This window comes from Streptomyces pyxinicus, assembly GCF_024753135.1.
GTDB classification, from domain to species: domain Bacteria; phylum Actinomycetota; class Actinomycetes; order Streptomycetales; family Streptomycetaceae; genus Streptomyces; species Streptomyces pyxinicus.
Genome location: NZ_JANUGP010000006.1, coordinates 120,456 through 138,275 on the forward strand (window position 1 = coordinate 120,456; position 17,820 = coordinate 138,275).

At 73.4% G+C, this 17,820-nt stretch carries 16 protein-coding genes and 1 tRNA gene; 11 read left to right on the plus strand and 6 right to left on the minus strand.

Features of this window, described 5'->3' with window-relative positions:
* Nucleotides 1-8 precede the first annotated feature (8 nt).
* Nucleotides 9-95, minus strand: a tRNA-Ser gene (locus NX794_RS10440).
* Between the two features lie 301 nt (nucleotides 96-396).
* Nucleotides 397-1,884: a S1C family serine protease gene (locus NX794_RS10445; RefSeq protein WP_258778041.1), complete on the minus strand. Its 1,488-nt coding sequence runs from the start codon at nucleotides 1,882-1,884 to the stop codon at nucleotides 397-399.
* A 228-nt stretch (nucleotides 1,885-2,112) separates the two neighbouring features.
* Here NX794_RS10445 and NX794_RS10450 point away from each other — a divergent pair, with 228 nt between their 5' ends.
* From NX794_RS10450 to NX794_RS10460, 3 genes are all read left to right on the plus strand, one after another.
* Nucleotides 2,113-2,940 carry a glycerophosphodiester phosphodiesterase gene (locus NX794_RS10450; protein ID WP_258778042.1) on the plus strand — a complete coding sequence of 276 codons (828 nt, stop codon included), beginning with the start codon at nucleotides 2,113-2,115 and terminating at the stop codon, nucleotides 2,938-2,940.
* Between the two features lie 88 nt (nucleotides 2,941-3,028).
* Nucleotides 3,029-3,697 carry an ATP-binding protein gene (locus NX794_RS10455; protein WP_258778043.1) on the plus strand — a complete coding sequence of 223 codons (669 nt, stop codon included), beginning with the start codon at nucleotides 3,029-3,031 and terminating at the stop codon, nucleotides 3,695-3,697.
* A gap of 144 nt (nucleotides 3,698-3,841) precedes the next feature.
* On the plus strand, nucleotides 3,842-4,831 hold the full coding sequence (locus NX794_RS10460) for an SEC-C domain-containing protein (RefSeq protein ID WP_258778044.1): 990 nt from the start codon (nucleotides 3,842-3,844) through the stop codon (nucleotides 4,829-4,831).
* Between the two features lie 280 nt (nucleotides 4,832-5,111).
* Here NX794_RS10460 and NX794_RS10465 read toward each other — a convergent pair whose 3' ends face one another.
* Nucleotides 5,112-5,762, minus strand: a complete 651-nt coding sequence (locus tag NX794_RS10465; protein WP_258778046.1) for a hypothetical protein — start codon at nucleotides 5,760-5,762, stop codon at nucleotides 5,112-5,114.
* Between the two features lie 55 nt (nucleotides 5,763-5,817).
* Nucleotides 5,818-6,483 (minus strand): bifunctional DNA primase/polymerase, encoded by a 666-nt coding sequence (locus NX794_RS10470; protein WP_258778047.1) that lies wholly within the window; start codon nucleotides 6,481-6,483, stop codon nucleotides 5,818-5,820.
* A 611-nt stretch (nucleotides 6,484-7,094) separates the two neighbouring features.
* On the opposite strand from NX794_RS10470, the gene NX794_RS10475 reads away from it, so the two are divergent.
* Both NX794_RS10475 and NX794_RS10480 read left to right on the plus strand, forming a co-directional pair.
* Complete coding sequence (locus NX794_RS10475) at nucleotides 7,095-8,516, plus strand: PP2C family protein-serine/threonine phosphatase (protein WP_258778048.1); 1,422 nt, start codon at nucleotides 7,095-7,097, stop codon at nucleotides 8,514-8,516.
* 159 nt (nucleotides 8,517-8,675) lie between these two features.
* A complete protein-coding gene (locus NX794_RS10480; RefSeq protein WP_258778049.1) occupies nucleotides 8,676-10,136 on the plus strand; it encodes an aminopeptidase P family protein in 1,461 nt (486 codons plus the stop codon).
* A gap of 144 nt (nucleotides 10,137-10,280) precedes the next feature.
* Here the strand turns inward: NX794_RS10480 and NX794_RS10485 are convergent, their stop codons facing one another.
* Both NX794_RS10485 and NX794_RS10490 read right to left on the minus strand, forming a co-directional pair.
* Nucleotides 10,281-10,844, minus strand: a complete 564-nt coding sequence (locus NX794_RS10485) for a GNAT family N-acetyltransferase (RefSeq protein ID WP_258778050.1) — start codon at nucleotides 10,842-10,844, stop codon at nucleotides 10,281-10,283.
* Between the two features lie 49 nt (nucleotides 10,845-10,893).
* Entirely contained in the window at nucleotides 10,894-11,340 is a 447-nt protein-coding gene (locus NX794_RS10490) for an ATP-binding protein (protein ID WP_258778051.1), read from the minus strand.
* 186 nt (nucleotides 11,341-11,526) lie between these two features.
* On the opposite strand from NX794_RS10490, the gene NX794_RS10495 reads away from it, so the two are divergent.
* From NX794_RS10495 to efeB, 6 genes are all read left to right on the plus strand, one after another.
* Nucleotides 11,527-12,381 carry a hypothetical protein gene (locus tag NX794_RS10495; protein ID WP_258778053.1) on the plus strand — a complete coding sequence of 285 codons (855 nt, stop codon included), beginning with the start codon at nucleotides 11,527-11,529 and terminating at the stop codon, nucleotides 12,379-12,381.
* Between the two features lie 162 nt (nucleotides 12,382-12,543).
* Entirely contained in the window at nucleotides 12,544-13,293 is a 750-nt protein-coding gene (locus NX794_RS10500; protein ID WP_258778054.1) for a YcnI family copper-binding membrane protein, read from the plus strand.
* Nucleotides 13,294-13,381: 88 nt separating this feature from the next.
* The gene (locus tag NX794_RS10505) at nucleotides 13,382-14,035 is read left to right on the plus strand and encodes an SCO family protein (protein ID WP_258778055.1); all 654 of its coding nucleotides are present in this window, start codon (nucleotides 13,382-13,384) and stop codon (nucleotides 14,033-14,035) included.
* Complete coding sequence (locus NX794_RS10510) at nucleotides 14,032-14,526, plus strand: copper chaperone PCu(A)C (protein WP_258778056.1); 495 nt, start codon at nucleotides 14,032-14,034, stop codon at nucleotides 14,524-14,526. Before NX794_RS10505 ends, NX794_RS10510 begins: the two co-directional genes overlap by 4 nt.
* A gap of 13 nt (nucleotides 14,527-14,539) precedes the next feature.
* Entirely contained in the window at nucleotides 14,540-16,453 is a 1,914-nt protein-coding gene (locus NX794_RS10515; protein ID WP_258778057.1) for a copper resistance CopC/CopD family protein, read from the plus strand.
* 8 nt (nucleotides 16,454-16,461) lie between these two features.
* Nucleotides 16,462-17,766 carry an iron uptake transporter deferrochelatase/peroxidase subunit gene (efeB, locus tag NX794_RS10520; protein ID WP_258778058.1) on the plus strand — a complete coding sequence of 435 codons (1,305 nt, stop codon included), beginning with the start codon at nucleotides 16,462-16,464 and terminating at the stop codon, nucleotides 17,764-17,766.
* Nucleotides 17,767-17,820 lie beyond the last annotated feature (54 nt).

Consider the following 17,820-nt stretch of genomic DNA (forward strand, 5'->3'; position numbering starts at 1 on the left):
CAACTCCGCGGTGGGTGTGGGATTTGAACCCACGGTGACATCGCTGCCACGACGGTTTTCAAGACCGTTCCCTTAGGCCGCTCGGGCAACCCACCTCGCTCGTCACCCACCTGGGGTGGAGCGGGTACAGACTACCGGCCTCCGGCTTCGCGCGGGGCCGTGGTCCACACGGGGTCCGCTGGCTCCGTTCAGAGGCGCTTGCCTGCCCGCCCCGGGGCCGCAGGTCCACCGCCGTGTTCCGACCTCGCTCCCCTTTTCGTCGGATCTCCCCGTAGCCGGTGACTGGTCGCCAGGAGAAGCCACGGGCGGGGCACCTCCGTTCAGCGGGTCGCGGATACGGGAAGGGCGCCCCTCCGAAACCGGAAAGGCGCCCCGCGCGCGTGCCGTTCGGTCGGGTCAGTCGTCGCCGTCGCGGGAAGCCAGCGTCAGGTCCACCGTGTGCTCCTGGCCGCCGCGCTCGTAGGTGATCGTCACCTTGTCGTTCGGCTTGTGGGTCCAGATCTCGCCGATCAGGGTGGGGCCGCTGTCGATCACGTGGTCGTCGAGCTTGGTGATCACGTCGCCGGGCTTGAGGCCGGCCTTGTCCGCCGGACCGCCCGACTCGACCGCGGCGGCGCCGCCCGCGCCCTGGTCGGTGATCTTCGCGCCGTTGCCGGAGTCCTCCAGGGAGACGGAGGCGCCGATCTTGGCGTACACCGGCTTGCCGGTCTTGATCAGCTGCTGGGCGACGTACTTGGCCTGGTTGATCGGGATGGCGAAGCCGAGGCCGATCGAGCCGGACTGGCCGGAGGAGCCGAAGCCGCCGCTGCTGGAGGACTGGATCGCCGAGTTGATGCCGATGACCGCGCCGGAGGCGTCCAGCAGCGGGCCGCCGGAGTTGCCCGGGTTGATCGACGCGTCGGTCTGCAGGGCGCTCATGTACGACGCCTTGCTGCCGGAGCTGCCGTCGCTGGAGGCCACCGGGCGGTTCTTGGCGCTGATGATGCCGGTCGTCACCGTGTTGGACAGGCCGAACGGGGCGCCGATCGCGATCGTCTCGTCGCCGACGGCCACCTTCTCCGAGTTGCCGAGGGCGAGCGGCTTGAGGTCGGACGGCGCGTTCTTGAGCTTGATGACGGCGACGTCGTACCCCTGCGCGTGGCCGACGATCTCGGCGTTGTACTTCTTGCCGTCCGGGAAGGTCGCCGTCAGCTTGCCGCCGTCGACCGCGTCGGCCACGACGTGGTTGTTGGTGACGATGTGGCCCTGGGTGTCGAAAACGAACCCGGTGCCGGTGCCGCCCTCGCCGTTGCTGCTCTCGGCCTCGATGGTGACCGTGCTGGGCAGCGCCTTGTTCGCCACGTTGGCGATGGTGCCGGGCGCGCGCTTGACCTGGGAGGCGCCGTTGTCGGAGGCGGAGACGGTGGTGGAGCCGCTGGTGTCGTTGTCCTTGGCCAGGGTGTAGCCGAGGCCGCCGCCCAGGCCGCCCGCGACCAGCGCGGCCACCAGCACCGCGGCGACCAGCCCGCCGCGCCCGCTGCGCGGCTTGGGGGCCGGCTGCTGGTACGACGCGCCCCAGACGCCACCGGCGCCCGCGCCGCCGTGACCACCACCGGCGGAAGGGTCGCCGGCAGAAGGATCGGTGCCGTAGCCGGCGGCGTACGACGGGGTCGGCGGCGGCGGGGGCGGCCAGGAGCCCTCGGGGGCCGGGCCGGACGGGCCGGCGGGGTGCGCGGGGTTCTGGCCCGCGACGGTGGGTGCGTCCTGGGGCACCGGCGGAAGCGGAGTCGTCGGCGCGTGCCCGTCGGGGCCGGGGCCCTGCGGGGCAGCCGCGGGAGTAGCCACCGGCACGGGAGGTGCGGACGGGGCCGGGGGTACCGCGTTGCCCTCGTTCTCGGTGCTCACAGCTCTTCTCCTCGATACACGCCTGTTGTCGGGTCGCACTCGTGTCTGCGGTCAGCTTTTCCCACAGGCCGTCAGAGCACCATAAGCGGTGCCTGTGCGTCCGGGACCCCTCTTTATATAGGATCTTTCACCTATAAGTTATATAAGCGAGCATGCTGCATGCTCTCGTTCGTCGCACGGTCACGCCCGCGCCGCACACGTACCCGACGACGGTGGCACCATGACGCGGTGACCCACGCACCACAGCACTCCATCCAGGTCGTCGCCCACCGGGGCGCCTCCGAGGACGCGCCCGAGCACACCCTGGCCGCCTACCGGAAGGCCATCGAGGACGGCGCGGACGCCCTCGAATGCGATGTGCGGCTGACCGCCGACGGCCATCTGGTCTGTGTCCACGACCGGCGGGTGAACCGTACCTCCAACGGCCGCGGCGCCGTCTCCGCCCTGGAGCTGGCCGATCTGACCGCGCTCGACTTCGGCTCCTGGAAGACGGGCGAGGCCGGGCGCGGGCGGGACGAGGAGCCCGACTGGGAGAACCGCCCGGAGGACCCCGCGGACACCTCGGTGCTCACCCTGGAGCGCCTGCTCGAACTGGTCGCGGACGCCGGGCGGCGCGTGGAGCTGGCCATTGAGACCAAGCACCCCACGCGCTGGGCGGGCCAGGTCGAGGAACGGCTGCTGGTGCTGCTGAAGCGGTTCGGGCTGGACACGCCGGCCGGCGCCGACCGGTCCCCGGTGCGGGTCATGAGCTTCTCGGCGCGCTCGCTGCACCGCATCCGCGCGGCCGCGCCGACGCTGCCGACGGTCTATCTGGTGCAGTTCCTCTCACCCCGGCTGCGGGACGGCCGGCTGCCCGCGGGCGTGGGCATCGCGGGTCCCTCGATCCGGATCCTGCGCAACCACCCCGGCTATGTGGAGCGGCTCAAGCAGGCCGGTCACCGCGTGCACGTGTGGACCGTGAACGAGCCCGAGGACGTCGATCTCTGCGTGGACCTGGGTGTCGACGCCATCATCACCAACCGCCCGCGCGCGGTCCTCTCCCAGCTCGGCCGCTGACAGCCGGCGGCAGCGGTCCGGTACCGGCCGACCAGCCTGTCGTCACCCCGCGTACCCCGGCGCATCCGCTCCGTGTCCGCCGTTTCGGATGCGTCAGCGGAAGGGGACTGGCCGGTTTCCGGTACAGGCCAATGGGGCATCCACACCGTGGCGTGGGGCGAAGGAGGTCTCGGGGGTGGCGTTGGTGGTGGCACAGGAAGTGCCCGCGTCGTCGTGCATGGCCGTGGCGCATGGCCCTGCGGGCGTGGGCGAGGCGCGGCACCGGATGCGTACGCAGTTGCGCGGCGGCGGCGTCTCGGAAACGGTCATCGACGATGCCGTACTGATCCTTTCCGAACTGCTGAGCAACGCCTGCAGACACGGGCGGCCGCTGGGCGGCGCCGCGGCCGGTGACGGCGACGTCCGCGCCGCCTGGCGGGTCGATCCGCGCGGCCGGCTCATCGTCGAGGTCACGGACGGCGGCGGTCCGACCCGGCCAGCCCCGGCCACCCCGTCGGTGACGGCGCACGGCGGCCGGGGCCTCAACATCATCACGGCGCTGGCCGACGACTGGGGCGTCCGGGACGACATCCGCGGCGAGGTCACGGTCTGGGTGGTGGTCCACGAGGACGCCCACGATCCCGATGCGGGGTGCCGCCACGACGCTTTCGCTACGCGCGTCACGGCCCCCGCGCCGGCGGCTCCCCGCCTCTCGGCCCCCGCGCTCGCGGACATGGCCGGTCTGGACTTCGCGGACGCCTTCGACGACCTGGACTGAGCGGTCCGGACCGGGCCGGTTCGTCCACAGGTTCATACCACCGGCGCCGAGCGCCCGTGCGTTGTCCACAGGTTCCCGTCGGCCAGGGCCCGAGCGGCTAGGCTCCGGACCGTACGAGAAGAGCCGTAACCGGGAGACCCCACGATGGCCAAGAAGCGACCCCAGACGAAGGCCAAGCGGCCGCAGGTCACGGGCGGAGCGCACGCCGCAGGCACCGCTGGAGAGATCCCGGTCGTCGGCGCCCGCGAACCCTGCCCGTGCGGCAGCGGCAGGCGCTACAAGGCGTGCCACGGCCGGGCGGCGGCGCACGCGGCGACCGAGCTGGTGCACCGCCCCTTCGAGGGGCTGCCCGGCGAGTGCGACTGGGTGGCCCTGCGCGAGCTGGTCCCGGCCGCGACGGCGGAGCTGACCCTGAAGGACGGCCTGCCCGAGGGCGTCCCGACGGTCACGCTCGCCACCGTGCTGCCGATGGCCTGGCCCGCGCTGCGCCGCGACGACGGCTCGGTCCTGATCGGCCTGCAGAACGACACGGCGTCCGGCGACATCAGCCGCGACCTCGCCGACACGCTCCGGCGCGCCCTGGAGGCGGAGCCCGGCACCCCGGTGCAGGGCAGGCGCGCCCCCGCCGACGGCCCCCGGCTCCAGGACCTGCTGGACGCCGAGGCCCCGCTGGAGCCGGTCGTGCACGAGGGCTTCGAGTTCTGGGTGCCGGACGCGGAGAACGCCAGCCCGGAGGTGGCCGCCTCCCTGGAGCGGGCCAACGCCGCGGCGATCCCCACGGTCAAGCTGTCCGGCGTGGACGCGGCCTACTGGTGCGAGACCCCGGAGAAGAACCACCTGCGCTGGGTCATGCCGCACCCGGAGGAACAGCTTCTGGACGCGCTCGCGCGACTGCACGCGGCCGGCCGCTCCAGCCTCGGTGAGGGCACCCGGCTGGTGGGCTCCTTCCGCGCGCACGGCCTCACCGTGCCGGTCTGGGACCTGCCGAGCGGGGTCGGCGCGGAGGACGTGGAGAAGCCGGCCGCCGAGTTCGCCGAGCGGCTCGCCGCCGCTCTCGCCGCCCAGGAGCCGCTGACGCCGGACGAGCGCCGGGCGCGCGGCGGGCTGACCAACCGCCAGGTGACGCTCAGCTGAACACCCGCGCGCGTGTCACGGCTGAACGGCCGTTCAGTCGTGACACCTGTGGCCACAACAGGTGACTCCTGTCACAACTCGCCCTTGCGGCAGGGAAATCGGTGGCCGAATGCCCCGGATGGAATTTGCGAACCGCCGATCTCTTGTTACGGTTCCAGTAGCCCGGTTGCTGGTGCATCCCCCGTCGCCAGCAACCGGGTCTTTCCATGTCCGCGCCCGGCCCCCTTCACCGCGCCGTGCGTCAACTGCCTTACAGCGCCCAGGAGTTGCTCTCCGTGGCCTAGGAGTTGCTGCCGGAGCGCAGCAGCAGCGCCTCATCCGCGCCGCGCCCGGCGAACTCGCTGACGGCCGTGTAGCCGTCCGGCCCGCCCCGGCTGTGCTCGCGGGGCGTCTCACAGGTGGCGGGCTCGTCGTCGGCCCCGGTGGCGCAGCGCATCTGCACGGTCCGGCCACCCGGCCCCATCAGGCTCAGCACGGAGTCCAGCGCCCGGCCGGTGGCGTTGCGGTAGTACGTGCGTGCCCAGGTGTCGGCGCCCTGGATCAGCACACAGGTCTGCGCCTCGATGCCCTCGGGCGAGGTGAGCTGAGGGCCGCAGCGGGCGGCGGTGGCCAGGCCCACACCGAGGAGCAGCGGCGAGCGGCGCCCGGCGACGGGTCCCTTGCCCACGGCGCCCGCGGCCGCGAGCCCCTCGGCTCCGGAGACCTCGGCCGTGAGGTCCTTGGCCGTGAGGTCCTTGGCCGTGAGGTCCTTGGCGTCGGCCCGCTCCGGAGCGCGGGGCGGGGTGCGTACGGCCGTCCGTCCCGCGTCGCCCACCTGCCCCGCGGACGCCACGGTCAGCGGCAGCGCGACGGCGGCCGCGACGACGCCCACGAGGGCGAGCAGACGAAGCTTTCGGGGGTCCGGGGGACGCCCCCCGGCAGGACACGGCATGTGCGGAAGATAACGAGCGCCGTGGCCCGTCCGCCCCATGCGCGCCCGACACCCCCTACAACTCGGGCGCGCTCACACCCGTACGGGTGAGGGCGGCGACCGCGGCGTCCACCACCGCCTCCACGTCGGGCAGCCAGGGCGCGGCCGAGCCCGGCAGCGGGGCACGCTCCCAGCGGACGGTGCCCTGACCGGTCTCGGAGGGGGGCAGCGCGAGATAGCCGCCCTCTCCGTGGAAGCGGAGCGAGCCGGGCACGAAGTCCTGGGCGTACAGCAACTCGCCCAGTCGCTCCAGGGAGTACGGCCGCACCAGCAGCGCCCAGCGGGTGGGCGAGGCGACGACCGGGCCGAGGCGCATACCGCGCCGGTCCAGCAGCGCGAGGGCGCGGGCGGCGGCGAGCGCCGGCAGGCTGACCGCGCAGGGCGCCGTACCGCCGGTGGCCAGGACGATGGGCGCGCTGGGCCGGTTGGCCCACCACCAGCGCACCATGCGCGGGTCGGTGGTGGCCGCGAGCAGGCCGGGGTCGAAGGGGTGGGCGCCGGGCACCGTGCACTCCGGGTCCGGGCAGGCGCAGCGGGCCCGTCCGGCCGGGTCCGGGGCCACACCCGGGAGTACGGGCCACTGCCATTCCGCCGCGAAGGTCAGGGCCGCGCCGATCAGCTCAGACTGCCCGTCATCCCGCCTGGACAGGAGCCTGCGTCGCCTTCCGAGGATCTCGCGCATGAGCGCTCGTTCCTTTCCGTTGCACCGCTGGCAACACCGTGGACCACATCACAACATGTGTCGATCTCTTCACTGTGCGTACCTGTTGGCGCATCACACCCCTGCGCGCGGCAGGGGGAACCCCTGGGGGTCGAGCGTGGCCGCGTCCGCTTCCCCTGGTGCGTCCGACAGGAGGCACGGGTGCGGCTGGGGGTGGCGAAGTCTGGCGTTTGCCGTCGCGCGTGGTTCTCTCCGCCTCCGCCAAGGGAGGATGGGGCTCGGCCGTCGGTGGCTATGACGCCCGGGTCCGTCGCCAGGTTCCGGGTGGTCCCCAACCACCCCTGGCCTTCTCCGAGTACGTACCCATCACGACCGCTGTGACGCTCCGTCGAGCAAGGCCAGTCGAGCGCAATGGACCGATACCTGAGGTAGTTTTCAGCCAACTTGGCAGTAAGGCAAGGGGTTCCGGAGAAATCCCCGTCCGGCCCATGGACACCAGGAATCCCCGCAGGACAATGCTGGACATCCCCTTACGAGTGCGTGTACATGTGGAGACACTGCCGGCGGCGCAGAATGACATGGGGGTTTGCGATGCTTTCCAGCAATACGCACCGGTCTGAAGGCCGGACGCCATGAACGCCCCGCACCCCCCGAAAGTGGCCGGAATCGATTCCACGCTTCCGACGCCCGCACACACTGTCGCGCCCACGTCCCCCGCGCCCGGCGCCGGCTCCTCCCCGGACCCGGGACCGGACCCGAGACCGGCCGTCGAACCGCCCCTCCCGCACCCGCCCGCACCCGGCACCCTCCTCCAGGACCGGCTGGCCGGCTGGGTCTCCGACCTCACCACCCTGCACGAACTCACCGAGCGGCTCTCCCGCACGGACGCGCTCGAACCCGCCCTGCACGAGCTGCTGCGCGCCGGCGCCGCCCTGGTCGGCGCCCGCCGCGGCCTCGTCGTCCTGGAACCGGCCGACGGGCACGGCCCGCGCACCACCCTCGGCCTCGGACTCGGCCGCGCCGACCTCGGTCACCTCGAGACCGTCCCGCGCGCCGCCCTGCCGTACGACACGGGCGGCACCGCCGAGCTGGTCCACGCCGACCTGCTCGCCGAGGACGGCCTCGACCCCCGGCACCGCGAGGTGGCCACCCGCCTCGGCTACGCCGCCAGTTACGCCCTGCCCCTCGCCGCCGGCGCCACCGGCCGGCTCGGCGCCGCCGTCTGGCTCTACGACGAGCCGGCCGAGCCGCACGAGCGGCAGCGCCACCTCGCCCGCCTCTACGCCCGGCAGGCCGGCGAGCACCTGGCGCGGCTGCTGGAAGTGGAGCGCACGCGCGCGTGCGTGGCGACGATCACCGACGAGCTGCTGCCCGCCCGGCTGCCCCGGGTGGCCGGCGTCCAGCTCGCCGCCCGGCACCGCACCGGCCCGCGCGGCGGCGGCGACTGGTACGACGCCCTGCCGCTGCCGGATGCCGCGCTCGGCCTGTCGGTCGGCTCGGTCACCGGCTCCGGGCCCAGTGCCGTGGCCGCGATGGGCCGGCTGCGCGCCTCCCTGCGCGCGTACGCCGTGATGGAGGGCGAGGACCCGGTCGCCGTCCTGTCCGACCTGGAACTGCTGCTGCGGCTGACAGAACCCGCCCGCTCCGCCACCGCCCTGTTCGCCTACTGCGAGCCCGCCCTGCGCAAGGTCACCCTGGCCGGCGCCGGACACAGTCCGCCCCTGCTGGTCGGCGAGCGGCGCACCGAGTTCGCCGAGACCTCGGTCTCCGCGCCGCTCGGCATGCTGGCCTGCTGGGAGGCGCCCAGCGTGGAGGTCCAGGCCGAGGCCGGCGACACGCTGCTGCTCTACACCGACGGGCTGCTGCACCGTACCGGCGAGGCCATGGACCGGGCCTTCGCGCGGCTGCACCAGGCCGCCGCGAGCGTCCCGCGCGCCGCGCGCCAGGACCCCGGCGCGGTCGCCGACCACGTCCTGCGCACCGTCCTGCCGGACGGCCTGGACACGGCCGACAGCGACGAGGACGTGGTGCTGCTGGCGGCCCGCTTCGACTGAGCCCGGTCGCCGCCCGGCTGCGATGACCGGGCATAACAGGTCCTCCTACCCTGGTCCGCTCCCGGTACGACCGTACGATGATGGAGGTCCCCCGCTCTGCCCCGTGCCGAGCGCCGGTGACCGCCGGGGGAGATCACACGCCGTACCGAGGAGGAGCACGTGGCCGACGAACTCGACCCGGAGACCCCGGAGACTGAGTCCGAGGAGCCCATCAAGCAGCGGAAGAACGGCCTCTACCCGGGCCTGTCCGACGAGCTTGCCGACAACATGAAGTCCGGCTGGGCCGACACCGAGCTGCGTGACCTGGAGCCGATCGCGCAGGCCGCCGAGACCGCCCGCCGCCGGGCCGCGCTCTCCGCGCGCTTCCCGGGCGAGCGCCTGGTGATCCCGGCCGGCAACCTGAAGACCCGCTCGAACGACACCGAGTACGCCTTCCGCGCCTCCGTCGAGTACGCCTACCTCACCGGCGATCTGACCGAGGACGGCGTCCTCGTGCTGGAGCCCCGGGGCGAGGGCCACGAGGCCACGATCTACCTGCTGCCCCGCTCGGACCGCGAGAACGGCGAGTTCTGGCTCTCCGGCCAGGGCGAGCTGTGGGTCGGCCGCCGGCACTCCCTCACCGAGTCCGAGGCGCTGTACGGCCTGCCCGCCGCCGACGTCCGCGAACTGGCCGGCGCGCTGCGCGAGGCCACCGGCCCGGTGCGCGTGGTGCGCGGCCACGACGCCGGCATCGAGGCGGCCCTGACCGACAAGGTCACCGCCGAGCGCGACGAGGAGCTGCGGGTCTTCCTCTCCGAGGCCCGGCTGGTCAAGGACGACTTCGAGGTCGGCGAGCTGCAGAAGGCCGTCGACTCGACGGTGCGCGGCTTCGAGGACGTCGTGAAGGTCCTCGACAAGGCCGAGGCGACCAGCGAGCGCTACATCGAGGGCACGTTCTTCCTGCGCGCCCGCGTGGAGGGCAACGACGTCGGCTACGGCTCCATCTGCGCGGCCGGCCCGCACGCCTGCACCCTGCACTGGGTCCGTAACGACGGCCCGGTCCGCTCCGGCGACCTGCTGCTGCTCGACGCCGGTGTGGAGACGCACACGCTCTACACCGCCGACATCACGCGCACGCTGCCGGTCGACGGCACGTACACGGAGCTGCAGAAGAAGATCTACGACGCCGTGTACGAGGCCCAGGAGGCCGGCATCGCGGCCGTCAGGCCGGGTGCCAAGTACCGCGACTTCCACGACGCCGCCCAGCGCGTGCTCGCCGAGCGGCTCGTCGAGTGGGGCCTGGCCGAGGGCCCGGTCGAGCGCGTCCTGGAGCTGGGCCTGCAGCGCCGCTGGACCCTGCACGGCACCGGCCACATGCTCGGTATGGACGTCCACGACTGCGCCGCCGCGCGCGTGGAGACCTACGTCGACGGCACGCTGGAGCCCGGCATGGTGCTCACCGTCGAGCCGGGCCTGTACTTCCAGGCCGACGACCTGACCGTCCCGGAGGAGTACCGGGGCATCGGCGTGCGGATCGAGGACGACATCCTCGTGACGGAGGACGGCAACCGGAACCTCTCGGCCGGCCTGCCGCGCCGCTCCGACGAGGTCGAGGCCTGGATGGCGGCCCTGAAGAGCTGAGCCGAGGCGTCACGTGGCCGGGCACCGGGCGGTGCCCGGCCATTCGTGTGCGGGTAGCCGGTGGCCGGGGGCCGGTGCGCGGCCTGACCGACGGGCGGGCGGGTCCGCTGCTGGGGGACGTGCCTGCTGCCGGGCCGTAGGGGATCAGAGCGCGGGATCGCGGTCGTGCAGGATGCGCTGGAAGAGCCGGCAGTCCCGCCAGGCCCCGTTGATGTGCAGGTAGTCCGGGGCCTGGCCGATCGGGGTGAAGCCGCACTTGGCCAGCACCCGCTGCGAGGCGGTGTTGCCGAGCAGGGTGGACGCCTCGATCCGGTGCAGGTCGAGCGTGTCCCGGGCGAGCGCGCACATCCGCCGTACGGCGGCACTGGCCAGCCCGCGGTTCTGCTGGTCGGCGGCGATCCAGTAGCCCAGGGAACCGCTGCGGAACGGGCCCCGGACGATCCCGGTGAGGGTGCTGGTCCCGGCGATCCGGCCGTCCGCCGAGACGAGCACCATCGGCAGCGCGGACCCGTCGGCCGACTGCCGCAGCAGCCCGTGCACGCGCTCCGCCTGTCCGGCCGGCGTGAAGAAGGCCTCCGGTCTGACCGGGTCCCACGGTTCGAGATGCCTGCGGTTTTCCACGTAGGCGGCACACAGGGCGTCCGCGTCCCCGCGCGCGAGCGACCGCAGGGTCACCCCGTCCGCCAGCTCCTCGGGCTCGATGCGCATGCGCGCACCCTAGGCCGTACGGCCGCCCGCCAAGACCCCCGGGGCCCCGCTACACCGCCAGCAGCGGAGCGCCCGACCGCCACTTGAGGACTCTGTCGAAGCTGACCACCGTGCCGCCGCTCCGGCTCGGCCGGGAGCCGATGGCGACGTGGTCGGCGAGTTCCTGGATGAGGCAGAGCCCGCGGCCGTGCTCGGCGTCCGCGCGCGCGGGCCGGATCTCCTGGGTGCGGGAGAAACCGGGGCCGGAGTCGGCCACCTCGATACGGCACTTCTCGCCGTCGAGGTACGCGGTCACCCGGTACTCCTCCGAACCGCCGGAGGCCGCCCGGCCGCCGTGCTCGACGGCGTTGGCGCAGGCCTCGGTCAGGGCGACGGACAGGTCGTAGGAGATCTCCGGGTCGACACCCGCCGTCTCCATGGTGCCGACCAGCAGCCGCCGGGCCAGGGGCACGCTCGCGGCCTCGCGACGCAGATGGAGTGACCACCAGATGCTCATGCTCCAGCCTCCTGGCCGCGGCTCGACATACCGATACGTATTGCCGTCCGTAAGGGTTCGTAAGCACCGCGTCGACGTGACGGCGCCCATACAGCCGACGCGGCACGGGAGGAATCGGTGTATGTGGGACGCGTCCCGGCACCTGCCGTACGCGGGTGGTGGGGGCAGTGGGATGATGACCCCGCCATGACTGCCCCCCACCCGCGCACGGCGCGTCCCGGAGCCTGGCTCCGGACTTTGCGGGCCGCGGTGTTCGCCGCGGTCTGCGTCGTGCTGGCCGCGGCCGGGCACACGCTGGCCTCGTGCGCGCGCGTTCCGCTGTGGACGCTCGGCGCGGGTTTCCTCGGCTGCCTGCTGCTGGTGGCACCGCTCGCGGGCCGGGTCCGCTCGCTGCCGGCCATCGCCGCCCTCCTCACCCTCGGCCAGGTCGTCCTGCACGGCCTGTTCGGGCTGGGGCAGCACGGGGCGGCCGCCGTGGCCGCCGGCCCGGCGACGGCGGACGGCTCGCTGAGCGACACGGCGCTCGTGGCCCGGGCCGCCCAACTGCTGTGCGGATCGGCCCCGTCGGCGCTCACCCCCGGGCACGCCTACCGGCTGCTGCTCGACGCGCGCCTCATCGACGCCTCGTCCCGTACGACGGGTGCCATGCCCGCCTCGCACCACATGGCCGGCATGGCACCGGCCGGCTCCCCGGCCGGCCTCTCCGACTGGACCACGCTGCTGCCCTCGCTGCCGATGCTGCTCGGGCACGTCCTCGCGGCCGTCGCCACCGGGTGGCTGCTGCGCCGGGGCGACCTCGCCGTCCTGCGGCTGATCGAACTGTCGGCGCACGGAGTCGCCGAGGCGGCACTCGTCCGCTCCCTGCGCGGGGCGCTCGCGCTGGTGCACGCCCTGTGCGCCGGGCTGCTGCCCGCCGTGGACGCGGGCCCGCGCGCCCGGCGCGGCGAGCGTGACGACGTACCCGCCCCGCACACCACCGCACTCCAGCACTCGGTGATCCGGCGCGGCCCGCCCGCCGCCGCGTTCCTCCTCGCCGCCTGACGCGGCCGCACCACTCCACACCACCGGTAAGGAGGGGCGCCGTCGTCGCGCGGCCCGCGCGTGCGCGGCCGGCCGGCCCGTCGAGTGGCACGGCCCTGCCCACGCGTACCTCCCGGCAACGCCGTCATCAACCGGAACCCACCAGAGTGGAGTGCCCCTGCCATGCAGGCTTCTCGTGTCGCCTCTCGCCGTACCGCCGCCCGTCTCGCCGCCGCCGGCACCGTCGCCGGCGCGGCCGTGCTGACCCTGTCGGTCCCCGCCTTCGCGCACGTCTCCGTGCAGCCCGAGGGCGCCGCCGCCAAGGGCGGTTACGCGGTCGTGGACTTCAAGGTCCCCAACGAGCGCGACAACGCCTCGACCACCAAGCTGGAGGTCAGCCTCCCCACCGACCACCCGATCGCCTCGGTCATGCCCCAGCCGGTCCCCGGCTGGTCCGTGAAGGTCACCAAGTCCAAGCTCGCCAAGCCGCTGACCATGCACGGCGAGAAGATCGACGAGGCCGTCTCCAAGGTCACCTGGACCGCCGACGGCAAGGGCGTCGAGCCCGGCTACTTCCAGAAGTTCCCGGTGTCCCTCGGCGCCCTGCCCGAGGACACCGACCAGCTCGTGTTCAAGGCGATCCAGACGTACTCCGACAAGGAGGTCGTGCGCTGGATCGAGGTGCCGCAGAAGGGCCAGGACGAGCCGGAGAACCCGGCACCCGTGCTGCAGCTGACCGCCGCGACCGACGACGAGCACGGCTCGGCGGGCGCGGACGACGCCTCCGCCAAGACGGAGAACACCGCCGCCAAGGACTCCGACGACAACGGCACCGACACCACCGCACGCGTGCTCGGCATCGCCGGCATCGTCGTCGGCATCGCCGGTGTCGCCTTCGGCGTGCTCGCCGGCCGCCGCCGGACCGCCGCCTGAGCCACGTCGGTGCGCGCGCCGGGGCCCGGGCGACACCGTCGTCCGGCCCCGGTGCGCGCCGGAGATCTCACATCTGGGACATTTCTCTATGCGCAAGAAGACGTTCGCGGCGGCCGTGCTGCTCGCCGCCGCCACCCTGACCCTGTCCGCCTGCGGCAGCGGCGACAGCGGTGACTCACCGGTCGCCGTGGTCGACGGGGGCTCCGGCTCGAAGCGGGCCGCCACCGTCCTCGACCAGCCGTTCACCAAGCCGGACCTGGTCCTGACCGACACACACGGCAAGAAGTACGACCTCCGCGAGGAGACCAAGGGCCACCCGACCCTGGTCTACTTCGGCTACACGCACTGCCCCGACGTCTGCCCGACGACCATGAGCAACATCGCCGTCGCCAAGCAGAAGCTGCCCAAGTCCGAACAGGACGACCTGCGGGTCGTGTTCGTCACCACCGACCCCGGCCGGGACACCCCCGCCGAACTGGGCAAGTGGCTCAAGGGCATCGACCCCGACTTCATCGGCCTCACCGGCGACTTCGCCGCCGTCAAGGCCGGCGCCCGCACCGTGGGCATCTCCGTCGAACCGACGTCGAAGGACAAGAACGGCAAGCTCGTCTCGGTGCACGGCACCCAGGTCATCGCGTTCTCGCCGAAGACCGACGCCGGGTACGTCCTGTACGGCGAGTCCGCCACGGTCGACGACTACACCAGGGACCTGCCCAAGCTCGTCAAGGGGGCCAAGCCGTGAGGCGCCCCGCCCTGACCGCCGCCGCCCTCACCGGCGCCCTCGCCCTCACCGGCGCCCTCGCCCTCGCGGGCTGCTCCGGCTCCGGTACGGACGCCGAGCCGGACGCCGGCTCCGGGAAGGCGAAGCTGTCCGTCAGCTCCCCGTACATGCCCCAGCCGGTCTCCGCCGACATGGCGGCCGGCTTCCTGACGATCGCCAACGACGGCGGCGCGGGGGACGAGCTGACCGGCGTCAGCAGCGAGGTCGCCGGCCAGGTCACCATGCACAGCACCGTCGGCGGGGCCATGGCGGAGAAGTCCTCCTTCGCCGTACCGGCCCACGGCCGACTGGTGTTCCGCAGCGGCGGCGACCACCTGATGTTCGAGCAGCTCACGCGCAAGCCGCGGCAGGGCCAGACGGTCACCGTGAAGCTCACCTTCGCCAAGTCCGCGCCCCTCACCGTCGAGATGCCGGTGAAGTCCGCCACGTACAACCCGTCGACCGGCCACTGAGGGAGGGACCACCGTGACCCGGACCATCACCCCCCGCCTGCGGATCCTGCTGCTGCTGTTCCTCGCCGTCACCGGCGCTCTGCTGGCCGGCGCCGGACCGGCCTCCGCGCACGCGGCGCTGACCGGCAGCGACCCCGCGCAGGGGGTGGTGGTCAAGAAGGCACCCACCCAGGTCTCGCTCACCTTCTCCGAGCAGGTGGCGATGGGCGACGACTCGCTGCGCGTCCTCGACCCCCAGGGCAAGCCGGTCCAGCGGGGCGCTCCCGCCAACGTGAGCGGGACGACGTACGCCGTGCGCCTGAAGAGCGGACTGCCGCAGGGCACCTACACGGTCACCTACCAGGTGGTCTCGGCCGACAGCCACCCCGTAGCGGGCGCCTACACCTTCTCCGTCGGGGCGCCCTCGGCGACCGTCGTCTCCGGCTCGGGGCCGGTGGCGGGCGGCGGCACCGTGGGCGTGCTCTACGCGTTCGGACGGTACGTGTCGTACGCCGGCTTCATCGTGCTCGCGGGCGGCGCGGCCTTCGTGCTCGCCTGCTGGCGGCGCGGCGCCGGCGTACGGGCCCTGCAGCGGCTGGTCGTCGGCGGCTGGCTGGCGCTCACCGCGGCCACCCTGTGGCTGCTGCTGCTGCGGGGCTCGTACACCACCTCGGGCAAGCTCGGTGACGTCTTCGACCTCGACCTGCTCGGCCAGGTGCTCCAGACCAAGACCGGGGCCGCGCTGGTCTCCCGGCTGCTGCTGCTCGCCGCCGCCGCGCTGTTCGTCTCCGTCCTCTTCGGCGCCTACACCCGGCGCGAGGAAGGCGAGGAGAAACGCGACCTGACCTTCGGGCTGGCCATCGGCGGAGGGGTCGTCGCCGCCGGGCTCGCCGCCAGCTGGGCGATGGCCGAGCACGCCTCGGTCGGACTCCAGGCGGGCATCGCCATGCCGGTCGACGTCGTCCACCTGCTCGCCGTCGCCGCCTGGCTGGGCGGTCTGACCGCGCTGCTGGTGGCCCTGTACCGGGCGCCCGCCGAGACCCCGGTCGAGGCCGCCGCCGTCCGCCGGTTCTCCCAGGTGGCCTTCGGCTCGGTCGTCGCGCTCGTCGTCACCGGTGTCTACCAGTCCTGGCGGCAGCTCGGCTCCTGGTCGGCCTTCACCGAGACCGGGTACGGGCAGCTGCTGCTCGCCAAGATCGCTCTGGTGGCGCTGCTCGTGGGCGTCGCCGCCCTGTCCCGGCGCTGGACGGGACGGCTCGCCGACACCGCCGCGCCGGGCAAGGGCAAGCGGGCCGAGAAGGAGCGGGTGGGCTCCGCACAACAGGGCGCCGGCAAGCAGACCGCAGCCGCGCCGGACAAGGGCGACGGCGGGCGGGCCGCGCAGCTCGCCCGGCAGCGGGCCGCGGTCGACGCCGCCCGGCAGAAGCGGCTGCGCGACGCCGATCCGGGCCGTTTCGGGCTGCGCCGCTCGGTGCTCGCCGAGGCCGGTATCGCGGTCGTGCTGCTCGCGGTCACCACCGCGCTGACCCAGACCGAGCCGGGCCGCACCGAGCAGGAGGCCAAGGCGGCCGGTTCCGCCTCCAGTTCGGCGTCCGCGTCCTCCTCCGGCGCGCTGACCCTGGACATGCCCTTCGACACCGGCGGCACCGACGGCAAGGGGCTCGTGCGGATCGACCTCGACCCGGCGCGCGTGGGCGGCAACGAGATGCACGTCTACGTCCAGCGTCCCAACGGGCGCGCCTTCGACGTCCCCGAGGTGAAGGTCGCCTTCACCCTGGAGGCGAAGAAGATCGGCCCGCTTCCGGTGAACCCCGACCACATCACCACCGGACATTGGTCGGCGAGCGGGGTGCAGATCCCGGTGGCCGGTGACTGGAAGATCGCCGTCACCGTGCGCACCTCCGACATCGACCAGGCGACCGTCTCCAAGAACGCGCAGATCGGCTGACCCGCACCATGCCCGACCAGTCCGTCTCCCAGGCCCGCACGCCCGAGCCTCCGGCCCGCACGCCCGAGTCCCCGGCCCGCACGCCCGCCGCCGACAGCGGCCGGGGCGTCTCGCGGCGCGCGCTGCTCGGCACCGCGGGGGCCACCGGTCTCGTCCTCGGCGCGGCCGGCGGAGCCGTGGGCTATGCTGCCGCGCCCGCCCCGGCCACCCCGCTGACCTCGGTGGGCTCCGGGCGGGCGATGTTTCACGGGAAACATCAGCCCGGCATCACCGAGGGGCTCCAGGCGTGCGGCCATCTCATCGCCTTCGACCTGGCGGCGGGCGCCGGGCGGAGGGAGGCGGCGGCGCTGCTGCGCCGCTGGTCGGCAACGGCCGAGCGGCTGATGGCGGGCGAGGCCGCCCCGCACGACGACACCGACGTGGCCCGGGACGCGGGCCCCTCCTCGCTCACCGTGACGTTCGGCTTCGGGTACGGCTTCTTCGCCCGCACCGGCCTGGAGAAGCAGCGTCCTGCCGCCCTGAACCCGCTGCCGGACTTCTCCGCCGACCGCCTCGACAAGGCGCGCAGCGACGGCGACCTGTGGGTGCAGATCGGCGCGAACGACGCCCTGGTCGCCTTCCACGCCCTGCGCGCGATCCAGAAGGACGCGGGCGCCGCGGCCCGGGTGCGCTGGCAGATGAACGGCTTCAACCGGGCGCCGGGAGCCACCGCGCACCCCATGACCGCCCGCAACCTCATGGGCCAGCTCGACGGCACCCGCAACCCCAAGCCGGCCGACGCCGACTTCGACCGGCGGATCTTCGTGCCCGCCTCGGGCGAGCCGGCGTGGATGGCGAACGGCTCCTACGCCGTCGTCCGCCGCATCCGGATGCTGCTGGACGACTGGGAGAAGCTGTCGGGCGGTGCCCAGGAGCAGGTCATCGGGCGCCGGAAGGCCGACGGGGCGCCGCTGTCCGGGGGCGGTGAGACGACCGAGATGAACCTGGAGAAGACCGACGCCCAGGGCGATCTCGTCGTCCCGCTCACCGCGCACGCCCGGATCACCCGGCCGGACAGGAACGGAGGTGCGGCAATGCTGCGGCGGCCCTTCTCCTACCACGACGGCTTCGACGCGGACGGCACGCCGGACGCCGGGCTGCTGTTCATCTGCTGGCAGGCGGACCCGCTGCGCGGCTTCGTGCCGGTGCAGCGCAAGCTGGACCGGGGCGACGCGCTGTCCCGGTTCATCCGGCACGAGTCCAGCGGCCTGTTCGCCGTACCGGGCGGGCCGGCGAAGGGTGAATACGTGGGACAGCGCCTCCTTGAGAGCTGATGTCCGTGAGAGCTGATCTCCTTGAGGGCTGATCGGGGTTCAAACCACTCGGTC